Below are 14573 nucleotides of genomic sequence, written 5' to 3'. Positions count from 1 at the left end.
TATGTCGACCCAAAGACTCAACGCCTTAGGGCCAATCGTTTATCTGATTCTTTTGATAGCCGGATTTCAGCTTATCTCCGTGCTAACTTTACAGTCATTCCATTTCTTTTCTTTCGAATCCTATAGAATTCTCATAACACTTCTTCCCGGCGTGATCTTAGGATTTATAGTCTATATTCTTTCGATTCGAATTTTAAGAAGAATTTCCGGAAAATTTCTCGGACGACTCTTTCCGTTTCTACAGTCTTCGAACACCGAAATCGTTCGTTATCTTTCCGTTTTGGATCAGTTTAAGAACGATCTGATCGCCACGAACTTAACCGCGCTCGTGTGCGAAAAGATTTTGAAATTCATTCAGACGATCATTCCCGCAAAAAAAGTAACGATCTTTTTATGGAAGGAGGAGATGGGAAAGTTCGCTCCGTTTCCGGACGAAGGTGAAATTCAATTCTTTATCTTTGATCCGTTTTTACTTTGGGTCACGGAAAACGATAAGATCTACGATCTCAAAGAATTCGAAACCAATCCCGGTTTGAGTAAGATCGCGAAATCCGCGGAATCTTTTTTTACAAAGACGGAAGCGGAACTCGTTGTTCCTTTGATTTTAAACCGAAGTCTTTTAGGTATGATCGTTCTCGGAGAAAAGAAGAATCGAAAAAAATATTCCTCCTCCGAAATCGAAAAGCTCAACGAGATCCGCTCCGTTTCCGTGATGTCCCTTTCCAACGCGATCTTTTACGAACGTCTGATCGAGTTGACCGAAACCTTGGAAGAAAAGGTAAAAAGTCGCACACGCGAATTGGAGAACGCTCAGTCGCAGCTCATCATGTCCGAGAAGATGGCTTCTCTCGGGATCATGGTTGCCGGAATCGCGCACGAGATCAACACACCCGCCGGCGTCATCAACGGAGCCGCGGATAATCTCGATCAAAACATGAATTATCTCGTAAGAAATATTTTCGACATCGTTCTTCTTGCGAAAAACAGAAAGCTGCGTAAGAATTTCGAACTCGCCCTTCTTCATTTGCTTCGCGATAAAAAAAATTCGGAATTGGATTCGCGAGAAAAATTCCGTTTAAAAAACGAGCTAAAGGAAGAGATGAAAGATATGAACTTCGGTCCGGCTCTCACTTCGGAACTTTCAAATTTCATAATAGAGAATCAGATCGGAGAGGAACGGAAATATATCTACAGTATCATTCTCAAAGACGACGATCGCGGTTACTTGATGCTCAAAAACGCGACGAATATCAACCGGAATATCAAAAACATACGTTATGCGATTCGGAACGTGGTTCGGATCGTAAAGGCCTTGAAGTCCTATTCTCACTTGGATCAGTCCAAAACGTTTTCACCGGCGAATATCATCGAAGGTTTGGAGACTACGTTGGTTATTCTTCATAATCAAGTGAAATACGGAGTCGAAGTGATTCGAAACTTTCAGGAAATTCCTCTCGTCATCTGTAATCCGGACGAACTCAATCAAGTCTGGACGAATCTGATTCAGAACGCGGTGCAGGCTATGAAAGGCAAAGGAAAAATCGAGATTTCCGTTTTTCCAACGGACGGCGCCGTGATCGTTCAAATCGAAGACGACGGCCCCGGAATTCCAGCGAGAATCCAGGATAGGATCTGGGATCCGTTCTTTACGACGAAGGATCAAGGAGAAGGAACCGGTCTCGGCCTTGGAATCGTAAAGGGAATCGTTGAAAAGCACAAAGGAAAAATCACCCTGACATCCAACCCGGGTAAAACCGTTTTTCGGGTGGAACTTCCGATTAACCCGGAAGCCGTTCCAACGGAAATCTCACGTACGTAATCATGGTTTTAAAATCGAAACTCAAAGCAAAGACGCATAACGTGAAAGAGGAAAAAAATTCTTCTGAGACTTCTTTTTTTAAGGAAGTGTATGCGTTGGTAAAAAAAGTTCCCCGAGGCAAGGTCACTTCGTACGGAAGAATCGCGGCTCTTTTGGGAAAACCGAGAGCCTCTCGCGCCGTCGGTTATGCTTTGAACGCGTTATCCAAAGGTCAGGAACAAAAAGTTCCTTGGCAGAGAGTGATCAACGGCCAGGGAAAAATTTCCTTTCGAGGAGATACGGGGCGCTCGATTTTACAAAAGAAAATGCTCGAAGACGAAGGAATTCGTTTCAACTCCGCGGAAACGGTAGACTTGAAAGTTTTCGGATGGCCGGACACGATTCCTCACAAGACCGCCCGGAAAAAAAGAAAATAAAATTTTCCTGGTTTCTTACGACCCGGAAATTGGAAGATTCATCCATGACTCATATCATCAAACCAGTAACTCTTACGATCGCCGGCTCGGACTCGGGAGGCGGCGCAGGAATTCAGGCGGATCTCAAAACATTCACCGCATTGGATACTTTCGGAACATCCGCGATCACTTGTTTAACCGCGCAGAACCCTTCCGGCGTAACCGGCATCTTAGAAGTGGATGCGGACTTTTTGGAAAAACAAATTGCGGCTGTTCTCGATTACTTTCCCGTCCAAGCGATCAAAACGGGGATGTTGTTTTCAACGGCGATCATCGAAAGGACGAGTTCGCTTTTGACTTCGCGAAAGAAAGAAGGAAGGATATTTTCCTTAGTGATCGATCCTGTAATGGTCGCGACCAGCGGCGCCAAACTTTTACAGGATTCAGCGATCGAAGCCCTGTTAACGAAGTTGATTCCGATCTCCGATCTCATTACTCCGAATCTTGACGAAACGGAGATTCTTTCCGGAAAAAAAATCTCAAAGAGCGACGAAATGCCGGGCCTTGCGGAAGAAATATTCAAAAAATTTAAAGTTCCAGTGCTACTCAAAGGCGGTCACTTGCAAAACGAGAAAATCGCCCTCGATATTTTATACGATGGGAAAACTCTCTCCAAATTCGAAAAACCGTTCGTCAGCGGGTTTTATCCGCACGGAACGGGTTGCACGTATTCTTCCGCGATCACATCCTATCTCGCGCACGGTAAAACGTTATTCGAAGCGGTGCGTTCCGCGAAAGAATATCTTCATGCGGCCATCGAACAAGCCTATACCGCCGGAAAAGATAAAACCTTAAATCATACGCCTAGATTTTAAAACGAACTCATTTGGTTTCGTTTAACAATTCTGTTTGTACGAGATTCTCCAGAATCGTAAGAGGCAAGGAACCGCTGTCCAAAACGACGGAATGGAATTTTTGAATGTCGAACTTTTCCTTTTGATGTGCGCGAACTTTTTCCCTTAATTCGAGAATCTTCAACATTCCCAATTTATACGAACAAGCCTGCCCGGGATAAACGATATATCTTTCGATCTCCGCGGTCACGTCCTTAGGAGCCATTCCGGTATTGGTCATCATATAAGAGATCGCTTGTTCTCGGCTCCAACGTTTGTAATGAAGTCCCGTATCGACCACGAGGCGAACCGCTCGAAACAACTCCGCCTGCAGCCTTCCTAAGTCCGCATAAGGATCGGTAAAAAATTCGTAATCCTTTGCAAGACGTTCCGCATACAAAGCCCAACCTTCCACATAGGCAGTAAAGGTGATCGTGTTTCTAAAACGGGGAAGTCCTTTTAATTCCTGCATGATCGCGATCTGGAGGTGATGTCCGGGAATCGCTTCGTGATACGTCAATGTGTTCATTCCGAATTTCGGTATTTCTTTCGTATCGCGAAGATTCGCATAAAATACTCCCGGCCGCGAACCGTCTAACGCCGGTTCGTCGTAATAGGCTCCCGGAGCGGTCTTTTCCTTGAAGACCGGAATCCTTTCCACTTCGACTTTGCTCTTAGGCATTCTCAAAAACAGAGGTTTCGTTTTGTCTTCGGATTCCTTTAGAATTCTCTTATATTCTTCCAATGCCTGCAGTTTTCCCTCTTCCGTATCGGGAAATAGAAAACGGGGATCTTTTCTGAGTTCGGCCATTGCGATCGGAATCGGTTGATTCTTTCCGATACTTTTTAAGATCGTCTTCATCTCGTTTTGAATCCGCGCGACCTCGGACAATCCGATTTTGTGGATTTCTTCCGGCGGCAAATCGGTGGTGGTATGTTTTTTCAATTCCTGAGAATAATAGGAGTCGCCGTCGGGAAGTTTCCAAACTCCCGCTTTGGAATCGGAGTGTTTTTTCTGTTCCAAAAAAAGATTTAGTAATTTTGAATATGCCGGATAGATCCCGGATTGGATCGACTGTTCGGCTTGATTCAAATATCGATCCTTCGTTTCTTTGGAAATCGAATCGAGTTTCCCTATCTTTCTTTCCAAAGCCGCATAGAGAAGATTTTTCTTCGCGGGACCTTCGGTGAAACCTTTCACCTCGGAAATCAAACGATCCAAAATAAAATCAGGCGGAAGAATTCCGTTTTTATCGCGATACAGAATTCCTTCCAAAAGCTGATCGATCTTTTGCGGAACCGCGTCCAGCCTCGCGATAAAATTTTCCACGTCCTGAGAATTCTGAATCGGATGTTGGGTTGCCAAGAATGTAGGAAGCTGGCTTTGAACGCCGAACAACTGATTGGCCGGATAATCATGGAATAAAAACCGTTCTCCCGAAACTTTTAATCGAAGAGACCATTCCAAGATTTCAAAGGACAGCAACTCCTGACCGGACAAACCTTCCTTGCCATAGGACAAAAGAGTTTCAAGATTCTTCTTTGCTTTTTCCAGATCACGGTTTTGTTTCTCGATCGATATGTCCGTTAGTTTTCTTTGATAGCCGTTGATTCCGAATCCGTTTAAAACGCCGAGAGAAGTCAGATATTCGGGATCATCCAAAACGGATTCCCAAAACATCTTTTCATAAAATAAGCCGAGGGTGAGCGGTTTAAAAAAAATCGTATGAAACAATAACGTCAAGGAGAGCGAAAGTAAAATCAGAATTCCGATAAGAATTCTTTTTAGAAAGGAGTGATTGGACATAGTGAAACAAAATACGAAAGGATGAAAAGAATGAAAATTCTATTTTCGTTATGTGAATCGAAAGTGAGAAATTTTTTACCGAATCGTATCGGGGATTTGAATCGAGATCACGGTTAAATCGTCCTGAAAACTGTTGTCCTTCGTGAAATCGCGGAGGTCTTCCAAAACCAGATCGACGATTTCCTTTGCGGATCGACCGAGATTCTCCCGGATCAAAGTTTGAAGTCGTTCTTCTCCGTAAAATTCCTTCCGAGCGTTGAGCTCCTCGAACAAACCGTCTGAAAATAAAAAAAGTCGATCACTCGGTAAAAGTTTTTGAATCCGGTCCTTATAGATCGAAGCCGGAGAAAGTCCGATCATTCTCCCCGTTTTATGCAAAAGCATAAACTCGGAATCGTGCAGCAAAATTTGCTCGGGATGACCGGCGGACGAATACCGCAAAACTCCCTTGTTTAAATCCAAATCCGCGAGAATACATGTGTAATATAGATTCAATGATCGGAACTTGGAAATGAAATCGTCATTCAAGATTTCTAATATTTCTCCGGGACGTTTTCCGGATTGTTTTACGAACTCGTACGCAACCTTGATCGCCATCGTGATCAAAGCGCCTTGAACCCCGTGACCCGTTGCGTCCGCGAGAAACAAACGATATGTCCCGGGACCGGTTCGGGTTACGTCGTAAAAATCACCGCCGACTTCGTCCTTGGGAATGTATTCGGCCCGGATTTTCAACTCGGAGAATTCTTCATACCCGGAAGGAAGCATACTCTTCTGGATTCTTTTTGCGGTGGAAAGATCCTTTTTGATGATGTGAAACGATTTATTCAACTGAGCCATCAGTTCTTCGATCGTCCTTCTTTCCTCCGAAAGTTTTCGTTTATCCTTTCTGGATTCGCGCAAAAGTTTTTGAACGGTCGAAGTTTGTGTCTTTAAAAATCCGGAGGCCTCGCTCATCCAATAAAAGTATAACAATACCGTTACTACGAAGACGATAAAAAAGATCACCAAGGTCCGATCGCTCAGACGTACGGGAGAAGTTCCCGCGATTCCGGTAAAATAAAAAACGAACAGAGCGAACGCGTAGATCAAAGCTCCGAAGATAAAATATCTTCGTTCCATTACTCCGAAGGAAGCGAGATAACCCGCGTAAAGCGTCGTAATCATTACGACTAAAAAATCGGGAACTTGAACGGTCAGCCATGCGTTGCAAAGCAACATCGGAACATACCAGCAATAAAACGAAAACTTCATCCATCTCTGAAGATTCCATTTTCCTCGCGCGAGCTGATAATTCAAAGGAAGCGCTGCCGCAATATTTAATACGACAAGAAGCGTGAGTTCGAAATAAGAAACCTTTTCCAATCCTTCCGTATCGAAAAATTTCAGAATCGAGAATAATACGGATACGAAAATTCCCCCGAAAATCCAGTTCAACGTGACCGGAAGCCGGAGCGTTCTTTTTAAATTTGAGAAATTCATAAATTTCTAAATTAGCGGAATGATGATTAGGGAAATAAAGGAAATCAATAAGGTCCAGATGCTCGCGGAAGCCATGGAGAACCAAAGGGAATTCTGCCATTGAATCAATGGCGTCGCTACGAAAAGGATCATGCCGAAATACGAAAGATACGGAGAACGATCATAGAGATGTTTTTGCCATTCTATAAATCCTTCCTTGAAGTCCTTTACGTCTCCGCGAAATTTCAAGTCCAAGATCAATTCCCCGATCCAACCCGAAATCGAAAAGATCAACGTCCATATAAAGAATAATATCGAAACGGAAAAGGGAATCTTTCCAAGCCAAAAAAAGAAATGAAGTACCGGTAAAAGCAAACCCAGAACGGGAAAAATAGGATAAAGCAGCTTTGTCCGAAAGAATTTACTTTCGGAAACGTATCGATACCAAGGAACCGAACCGGGAGTCTGAAACGATCCGCAGAAGACGCACTGAACGGACTCGGCTAAAATATGAGTGCCGCAGTTTCTGCAGAATCGTTTATCCGTCTCCATGTTCGAACGATATTAACGTCAGCTTTGTTTAATCAGCTGATTGATCAGTTGGTGTAAAAAGTCTACGTCCGGTGTTCCGCTCTTCGGAAGAGGTTTGTTGTTGATGAACAAAGTCGGAGTGGAATTGATCTTCAATTGTTCCGCCTCGTCCACTTCCCGATTGATCTGATCTCTAATCTTGGAAGAACTCATACAGGCGCGGAACTGATCCATTTTCAATCCGTTCTTTTCCGCAAGGCGGCTCACGGTTACGGCCGTATGCATCACACCGGCTTCGTTATCATCGTATAACCCTGTGTAGACCGGATAAAATTTGTTCTGTTGATTCGCACAAAGCGCGGCGCTCGCAGCAACGCAGGAACTCGCTTCGGGGGATTTCCTTCCCACGAGACGATTGCAGTTTCCGTCCAACGGAAAATTCTTATAAGCGACTTTGATAATTCCGTTGTATTCACTCAGGAATGATTTCAAAATCTTGCTCGTGTGCATACAATGACCGCAGTTAAAATCAGCATATTTTACGATCGTAATCGGCGCGTTCGGATCGCCGACGACAGGAGCATCCTTCAGATCGATCGAAACGGTCGCCGTGGTTTCAAATTCCTTCAACTGCTCGGGAATGGATTTTTCTCCGTTTGCAGCGCCCGAAACCAATCTCACACCGCCTGTGGAAATTCTCCCTGCATAAAGGCCGAAGACGAAAAAGGAAAGAACCACGATCAAAAGATTCAATATATTTCCGTTTAATGAATTCGTAACCGATTGAATCGATTTATCGGAAAGTTTTTTAAACTCGGAAAAGTTCACGGCGAGAAGCGCGATCGTAACCACGTATGTTGCGACACAAAGACCGCATAACGCTTTGATCACTCCGACCGAAATAATGAACAATCCGGCATCCGCAACCAAACCGAGAACCAAAACGTAAAACGCGAGTCTGAGATTGGATTCGGCCGTTTCTTTTTTGATTTCTGATAATACGAAAAGGAAACCTACGAAACCGTAAAATACAAAGCCGAACAAAGCGATCGGAATATCGCCTAAACCGGGAACGTTCCGGATCGCGGAATAAGAACTTTCGGAAACCTTGTCGCAGGAACCGGATTCGCTCAAAGCGTTGCAAAGAGTTTCGCCGACGGAGCTCGGATCTCCGTAATATTTTTGAATCAATAAAAACGAAAGAAGCAGTCCTAATGCGGAAAGAATGATGGATATTTTATTTTTAGAAAGTTGGCTCATGAGTTTCCCCGATCCTTTAAGATCGATTTACCTTTATGTATGGTTCCTTTTCAGATGAAAAGAAAAAACTAATTTCGAATTCGGTTTCCTTAGATGGAAGAGATCGCTTCCGCAAGATCCAGCTTTCCTTCGTACAACGCCTTGCCGGTAATCACACCGAACAAAGGAATCTTCGTATCAAGCGAGGAAAGATCCATAAGATCCTTTAAGGAGGAGATTCCTCCGGAAGCGATCACTTGAAACGGATAAGAATTTAAAATCTCTCGATAGGCTTCCAAATTCGGCCCTGCCAGAGTTCCGTCCTGAGCGATGTCCGTAAAGACCACGTGTTCGATACCCGCCTTTGCAAGACGTTCCATTAGATCTCGGTAATGAACGCCGGAATCTTTTTCCCATCCCGCGATCTTTACGATCCCGTCGCGCGCGTCCACCGCTACGACGACTCTATCTTTTCCGTATTGATCCAAAGCGTATTTCAAAAGATCCGGGTCGGTCACCGCGGCCGTTCCCAAAATAAAACGATCGATTCCGATTTTATCGTAATAAGCGAGTTTTTCCTTGTCGCGGATTCCTCCGCCTAACTGCACTTTGAGCGAAGTCGTTTCACGTATTTTCAGAATGGAAAGCTCGTTGATACCGAGTTGATTTCTGGCTCCGTTCAGATCGACCAAGTGAAGCAAGGTCGCGCCGTTCTTTGCAAAACCTTCTGCGAGTTTCCAAGGTTCTGAGGAATAGATTTTCTTTTCTTCGTAATTTCCTTTGAAAAGACGAACGGCACAATTATCTAATAGATCGATGGCGGGAATGATGATCATACGGAATGAATGAAATTCTCCAAAAGTTTAAGTCCATGAGTATGAGACTTTTCGGGGTGGAACTGAGTCCCGAAAATATTATTTTTTTCGACTACCGCGGGAAATTTTTCCTGATAGTAATCGCAAAGACCGGTGATCGCGTTTCCTTCCGCGTCCGTCGGTCTGTAAGAATGAATAAAGTAAAAGAAGGATTGATCTTGGATTCCTTTTAAAAGAACGCTCTTCTCCTTTCTGCGGATTTGAAGACGGTTCCATCCGATATGAGGAACCTTAAAGTCTTTGCCTTGAAACTTTTTGATCTTTCCTTTGATGTAGCCCAGACCTTCGATCTGTTCTTTTTTCGTACCTTGCGCCGTCTCTTCGGAAGATTCGAAAAGAATCTGAAAGCCGATGCAGATTCCGAAAAGAGGTTTTCCCGCGTTCACGTGTTTGTCGATCGTTTCGCGAAGACCTGTGGAATTCAAATTCTCCATAGCTTTATCAAAGTGACCGTCGCCCGGCAATATTAGAGCTTTTGAATTTTCAATGACAGAACGATCATTCGTAAAAACGTAATCATTCGTATAAAGCGAAACGGCTTTGATGCAGGAATGAATGTTTCCCATTCCGTAATCGAGAATGGCGATCACTCCAACACTCCTTTCGTGGATGGAATCGTGCCCGCGGCCGACGCGTCTTGTGCGATCGCCATTCGTAACGCCTTACCCAAAGCCTTAAAGATAGATTCGTGAATATGATGTCTGTTATCACCGTAATGAACGACCACGTGGAGATTCATCTTCGCGTTCAATGCGAGCTTTTGTAAAAACTCCAGAGAAAGTTCCGCGTCATAGATTCCGAACTTTCCGGTCAACTCGGGGCCAGTGTATTTAAAAAAGTAACGGCCTCCTAAATCAACTGCAACGGTCGTTAAAACCTCGTCCATCGTCAGAGTAAAATGTCCGTAACGAAAAATCCCCGCCTTATCGCCGAGTTGTTTATGGATGGTTGATCCCATTAAGATGGCGGTGTCTTCGACCGAGTGGTGGCAATCGATCTCGATGTCCCCTCTCAACCAGAGATTCAAATCGATCAAACCGTGTTTGGAAATATGTGAAAGCATGTGCTCGAAAAAAGGGATCTCGGTATCGAATTGATACTTACCGGTTCCGCGGAGATTCATCTCCAATTTGATCTCTGTTTCGGACGTTTTTCTTTCTGCTTTCATTCTAACTGGATCATAGAATCGGAACGACCTCCGTGTCAATGAATTCCAAAATAATGGATGACGGAAAACCCGAGTCTCCCGAAATTGTAAGAGCAGTTTCTCACTGCATTCCACCTCGCCGAAGTGGCGGAATTGGTAGACGCACTGGCTTCAGGTGCCAGCGATCGCAAGGTCGTGGGGGTTCGAGTCCCTTCTTCGGCAAAAATTATAATCAACAATCAAACAAGGACTCGAAGCGAGAACTTGAAAGCGTTTGAGCTTTCGTAAAAAGCGAAAAACGCGACCGAAGCACACGATGTGCTGAGGCAAGTTCGAGACGCCCCGGAGCCAAGTCGAGCAGGATGCGAGACTGTGAAGGGGCGAGTCCCTTCTTCGGCAAATCAATGAATCAACTTTCCGATCGCCGCCGAAAGAGTTGCGACACCGACCATTCCCGCGAGGATCCAGCGCGTCTGAAATGCGATCGCTCTGTGAATGTCGACGATTGATTTTTGCACTTCCAGAAGATCCGATTTCCATTCTGCACGAAGATTAGCCATATCGGTTTTTAGTTCGGTTCGAAGAACGGCAATTTCATCTTTCAGTTCCATCCGAAATTCTCCCATCTCTTGTCGAAGTTCAGCGACGTCCATTTCCAACTTGTGTTGAACGAATAAAATCTTAGAATGAAGTTCGTTCACATTGACTTTCAGTTCCGCACGAAGTTCGGAAATTTCTCCGTGAATTTTTACGATCTTCAGATCCACATTATGTTGAAGCCGCTCCAAGTTTCCGGAAAAGTTCGTTTTAAACGTCTCCATCATAACTTCGATTTTCGATATTTCGGATTTCAAAGTCGTTTCAAAACGCTGATGTCCCGCTTCTAAGATCAGGTTTTTGGAGATCATGAATGCCTCGTTTAAAAAAACCAAAAATTGTTCCTTTCCATCCGACCCGAGAATCTCTTCTAATCGAGGTGGAATTTTATGAACCAAATCCGACATCATAATTTATCCTTCCTCTTCATTCGAATTCAAGCGCATTTTTCTTTCCCCTTCAACGGTTCTGGAGCGTACGAAAACCGGCATGAATCTCGGAAAAATTCGTTCCGATTCGATCGAGATAGCCGATTTTTTTTTAAACTGCGAAATTACAAGAACCAAAGGGGATTTTCGAGAAACGTAATGGGAGAATTCAATCGAATTCGAAGATGAAAACGTTTTCAAATTTTAGAATGAATTTCAATTTCAATCGAATCGGAATCTCAAAACAATTCATGTTTCCATGAATAACTTTTCTTGAATTTATCCAACGAAATCCATAAATGGAGACAGATCCTCTTTGGGACGGAGATCGGAATTGATTTCAAAGAAAACAGTCAAAGCTAAGAAAGTTATAAATAGCGAAACAGGGAAAGATCCGTCTCTTCTGAACCCGAGAAAAGAACCGTCTCAGAAACGATCCATTGATCGAGTTCAGAAAATTTTGGACGTAGTCGCCGTTCTCTTAGAAAGACACGGAGCGGAAGCGATCACCACGAATATGATCGCACTCGAAGCGGAAATTCCCATCGGATCGTTGTATCAATACTTTCCGAACAAACACGCCGTACTCAACGCGGTCGGACAAAGGCATTTGGAACGAGTCAACCTAATGCTTTCCGCGATTTTTGAATCCGATCTCTCCGGAAAATCCTGGGAAGATTTGATCGACTCAGTGATCGATTCTTTTGCGAACTTTTATCTTACCGAACCCGGTTTCGCTCCTCTTTGGTCTTCCATGAAACAAGACCCAGAGCTGATCGAAATCGACCGCGAAAACAACATTAAGATTGCGGAAAATGTTTCGATGATTCTTTCCCAGTTCAACGTCGAACCAGCCGAAAATAAAATCATCTCAAGAATCGTCGTCGAAGTTACGGATGCAATCCTCAATCGCTGGATTCGCGAACAAAAAGATAAGGAATTTTCAAATCGAATGATCATCGAACTGAAGATTATTCTTAAATCCTATCTTACCCGATATTTTCCCGAAGGACAGGAAACACTTTGATTCGAATTCTCCTTTTTGAATTTCCTCTTACGACTTTTTTCGTTTTTTTGAATGTTGCGATTTTTTTTCTCGTGAACATTTTCGTACCCGAACATCTGATCCGGCTTTATTTTCTCAATCATCCCGGAAGAATCCATCCGATCGCATGGATCGGCGCGGTATTCTATCACGGAAATCTAATACACTTATTCGGAAATATGTTTTATCTTTTCTTTCTCGGGAGAGCCGTGGAGTTCAAAGCGGGTAAGGGAAGATGGCTGTTGTTCTTTTTTATGGCGGCATTGATTTCATCTTTGTTGGACTCGTTCATTCGAGGAGTCATTCTCCATGACTCGACTCCCGTAGTCGGCGCGTCGGGTGCGATTTCTGGCATCGCCGCCGTCGCCGCTTTGCTTTCTCCCTTCTCGCTTCGATTCAACGGAAAGAATATTCCTTTCCCGGTCTTTCTCGTCGCTTGGATCATGGTCTATTCCGATATTACAAACGTATTTTCGGACGATGGAATTGCACGTTGGGCGCACTTAGGCGGTTTTATCTCCGTGATCTTCGCCGCTTATTTTCTAAAACCGACGGAGCGGAAACAGCTCCATTCCGGATTTATTCTCAACCTGATTTTCATCATTCTTACTCTGATCTTGGCGTTCTTTTATACCAATCGATAACGGTTCATCTGATAACGGCCGACTCGACTTTGAAGAACAAACAAAGATAAAAATGATTGTCAGCCCGCCAAAAATATAAGCCCCTGTAGGAAACTCGGAGAACGAATCATCCCTTGAGCAAACACGGCTTTTTTCAAATCACTCAAAAACTGTTTCTTAGAAAAGGGGACGAACTTCTCATTCTCCGCGACCGTAAATCCGGCTTGGGAGATCTTCCGGGCGGAAGAATGAACGAAGACGAATTCTTCCAAGACTGGAACCTCAGTATGGAACGCGAGATCGAGGAAGAATTAGGTTCGAAGGTTCAAATCGAAGTCTCCCCGAAACCGTTGTTCGTTCACAAACATAGAGTCAACGAAGGAAATTTTCCCTGCATCATCATCGCGTATCACGCGGATTTTCTCGGAGGAGAAATCGTTCTTTCCGACGAACACGATTACATCGCCTGGGAAAACGTCCGCACTTACGAGCCGAGTCCGCTTTTTACGGAATACATGCTCGACGCCGTAAATCTGTATCTTAAGGAATATGCATCTTTAGTGCATTAGAAAAATAGAATATGACTCCTTTTTGGAAAAACGCAATTACCTCGTTGATCTTGATTCCGATTTTTTTCGGAATCGCTTATATCTTTTCGGGAAAACCGGTTTCTTCCGAACAATACAATTCCTTTCCTAATAAAGAATATCAAATTCTCGCGAGCGGTTACGATCGAAACGCCGGAAACATTCTCGTCATTCAACCCGAATGGAAACTGGAAGATTTTTCTTCCGAAGAACGATTTTTAAAATCGGTGGAAAGTCCTCTCAAACAGGCGAAACAAAAAGGACTTTTAAAAAAGAATACGCTCGTCGTTTATCCGGCTCATACCGGAAGTTTTTTGTATTTTTTAAATTCCCGTCAGGAAATCTTCAAACAATCTTCGTTGGAAGAAGCCTTCCGTTTGATTCAATGGGAGAACCTCTTTAAAAGCGCGATCGGTTTGAACTCCGGAAAAAAATCGGATCCTTATAAAGAAGCCGCCGCTACCTACTTGAGAATTTTTTCCAATCTCTCCCGAACCTACGGAGTTTATATTTTGCCCGGTTCGATTCTTTTGCCGATTGCAAATTCCGAATCCGACAATGCGGACAACGCATTACAAACAACCTGGAAAGAAGCGGTTTATATTTTCGATCCGAGCAAATCGATCACTCTCAAAGACACGATTTTTGTAAGAACTCCTTCGGAAGCTTGGAAGAAGAAGTTGGAAAAATTGAAGTCAACGGAAAGTTCCGCGGCAAACGAAACCGCCGAAAGACCGTTGGCCGTTTTCCAATTTCCGTTCGCAAGATTCGGAATCTTTTATCTGGAAGATTTTAAGAATCCCGAATTTCAAGAGAAAGTGAAAAAGACGTTCGTATCCAGAGTGATCGCGATCGGAGAAGATTCCTCCGAAGCGGAACTGAAAGAATGGGCGGTTAAATCCAATATCGAATCGACGGTTCGTATGATTCCTTCCGGTTCGTTTTTAGATCAGAATTACGGAGGAGGAAGTTATATCAAAACCAGATACGGCGTTTCGACCCCCGCCGTAAATAGCCGAGAACCTCTGATTTTAAATTTGTTCCTCTAAATTGTTAAACGAAGTGGCGCGGTGTAAAAACGAAGCCGCGCCGACCGATTCCGTGATTCCTATAAACCGATCCGAAC

14 protein-coding genes, 1 tRNA gene and 1 pseudogene are annotated in these 14573 nt (G+C 43.8%); 8 read left to right on the top strand and 8 right to left on the bottom strand.

Features of this window, described 5'->3' with window-relative positions; translation table 11 throughout:
- The first annotated feature begins 1 nt into the window (after position 1).
- From LFX17_RS00595 to thiD, 3 genes are read left to right on the top strand one after another with little or no spacing between them, the layout of a single operon-like run.
- Positions 2-1819 carry an ATP-binding protein gene (locus LFX17_RS00595; RefSeq protein ID WP_238744604.1) on the top strand — a complete coding sequence of 606 codons (1818 nt, stop codon included), beginning with the start codon at positions 2-4 and terminating at the stop codon, positions 1817-1819.
- A 2-nt stretch (positions 1820-1821) separates the two neighbouring features.
- Entirely contained in the window at positions 1822-2235 is a 414-nt protein-coding gene (locus LFX17_RS00590) for an MGMT family protein (RefSeq protein WP_240009027.1), read from the top strand.
- Positions 2236-2279: 44 nt separating this feature from the next.
- Positions 2280-3089, top strand: a complete 810-nt coding sequence (gene thiD, locus LFX17_RS00585; protein WP_238747610.1) for a bifunctional hydroxymethylpyrimidine kinase/phosphomethylpyrimidine kinase — start codon at positions 2280-2282, stop codon at positions 3087-3089.
- Positions 3090-3096: 7 nt separating this feature from the next.
- Here the strand turns inward: thiD and LFX17_RS00580 are convergent, their stop codons facing one another.
- The 7 genes from LFX17_RS00580 to hisB all read right to left on the bottom strand — a co-directional run bounded on the left by LFX17_RS00580 (position 3097) and on the right by hisB (position 10188).
- A complete protein-coding gene (locus LFX17_RS00580) occupies positions 3097-4914 on the bottom strand; it encodes a DUF885 domain-containing protein (protein WP_238744603.1) in 1818 nt (605 codons plus the stop codon).
- A 75-nt stretch (positions 4915-4989) separates the two neighbouring features.
- Positions 4990-6396 (bottom strand): PP2C family protein-serine/threonine phosphatase, encoded by a 1407-nt coding sequence (locus LFX17_RS00575; RefSeq protein WP_218739553.1) that lies wholly within the window; start codon positions 6394-6396, stop codon positions 4990-4992.
- Positions 6397-6402: 6 nt separating this feature from the next.
- Positions 6403-6927: a zinc ribbon domain-containing protein gene (locus LFX17_RS00570; RefSeq protein ID WP_135778925.1), complete on the bottom strand. Its 525-nt coding sequence runs from the start codon at positions 6925-6927 to the stop codon at positions 6403-6405.
- Between the two features lie 18 nt (positions 6928-6945).
- A complete protein-coding gene (locus LFX17_RS00565) occupies positions 6946-8166 on the bottom strand; it encodes a vitamin K epoxide reductase/DsbA family protein (protein WP_135778926.1) in 1221 nt (406 codons plus the stop codon).
- Between the two features lie 89 nt (positions 8167-8255).
- Positions 8256-8981, bottom strand: coding sequence for a 1-(5-phosphoribosyl)-5-[(5-phosphoribosylamino)methylideneamino]imidazole-4-carboxamide isomerase (hisA, locus tag LFX17_RS00560; RefSeq protein WP_118954407.1), 726 nt, complete (start codon positions 8979-8981; stop codon positions 8256-8258).
- Entirely contained in the window at positions 8978-9610 is a 633-nt protein-coding gene (gene hisH / locus LFX17_RS00555; protein WP_118964685.1) for an imidazole glycerol phosphate synthase subunit HisH, read from the bottom strand. The genes hisA and hisH overlap by 4 nt, the downstream gene beginning before the upstream one ends.
- Positions 9607-10188: an imidazoleglycerol-phosphate dehydratase HisB gene (hisB, locus tag LFX17_RS00550; protein ID WP_135778927.1), complete on the bottom strand. Its 582-nt coding sequence runs from the start codon at positions 10186-10188 to the stop codon at positions 9607-9609. The genes hisH and hisB overlap by 4 nt, the downstream gene beginning before the upstream one ends.
- Before the next feature lie 117 nt (positions 10189-10305).
- On the opposite strand from hisB, the gene LFX17_RS00545 reads away from it, so the two are divergent.
- A tRNA-Leu gene (locus LFX17_RS00545) sits at positions 10306-10389 on the top strand.
- A 179-nt stretch (positions 10390-10568) separates the two neighbouring features.
- Here LFX17_RS00545 and LFX17_RS00540 read toward each other — a convergent pair.
- A complete protein-coding gene (locus LFX17_RS00540) occupies positions 10569-11174 on the bottom strand; it encodes an LA_3696 family protein (protein ID WP_238744602.1) in 606 nt (201 codons plus the stop codon).
- A 352-nt stretch (positions 11175-11526) separates the two neighbouring features.
- Between LFX17_RS00540 and LFX17_RS00535 the strand changes: the two are divergent.
- From LFX17_RS00535 to LFX17_RS00520, 4 genes and pseudogenes are all read left to right on the top strand, one after another.
- Positions 11527-12238: pseudogene (locus LFX17_RS00535) on the top strand (TetR/AcrR family transcriptional regulator).
- The gene (locus tag LFX17_RS00530) at positions 12216-12881 is read left to right on the top strand and encodes a rhomboid family intramembrane serine protease (RefSeq protein ID WP_238744601.1); all 666 of its coding nucleotides are present in this window, start codon (positions 12216-12218) and stop codon (positions 12879-12881) included. Before LFX17_RS00535 ends, LFX17_RS00530 begins: the two are co-directional and overlap by 23 nt.
- 113 nt (positions 12882-12994) lie before the next feature.
- On the top strand, positions 12995-13429 hold the full coding sequence (locus LFX17_RS00525) for an NUDIX hydrolase (protein ID WP_238728365.1): 435 nt from the start codon (positions 12995-12997) through the stop codon (positions 13427-13429).
- Positions 13430-13440: 11 nt separating this feature from the next.
- The gene (locus LFX17_RS00520; RefSeq protein WP_238744600.1) at positions 13441-14496 is read left to right on the top strand and encodes a carbon-nitrogen hydrolase family protein; all 1056 of its coding nucleotides are present in this window, start codon (positions 13441-13443) and stop codon (positions 14494-14496) included.
- Positions 14497-14573 lie beyond the last annotated feature (77 nt).

The organism is Leptospira sanjuanensis, assembly GCF_022267375.1.
In the GTDB taxonomy this organism is placed as follows: domain Bacteria; phylum Spirochaetota; class Leptospiria; order Leptospirales; family Leptospiraceae; genus Leptospira; species Leptospira sanjuanensis.
This window is presented reverse-complemented; position numbering and strand designations above follow the sequence as displayed.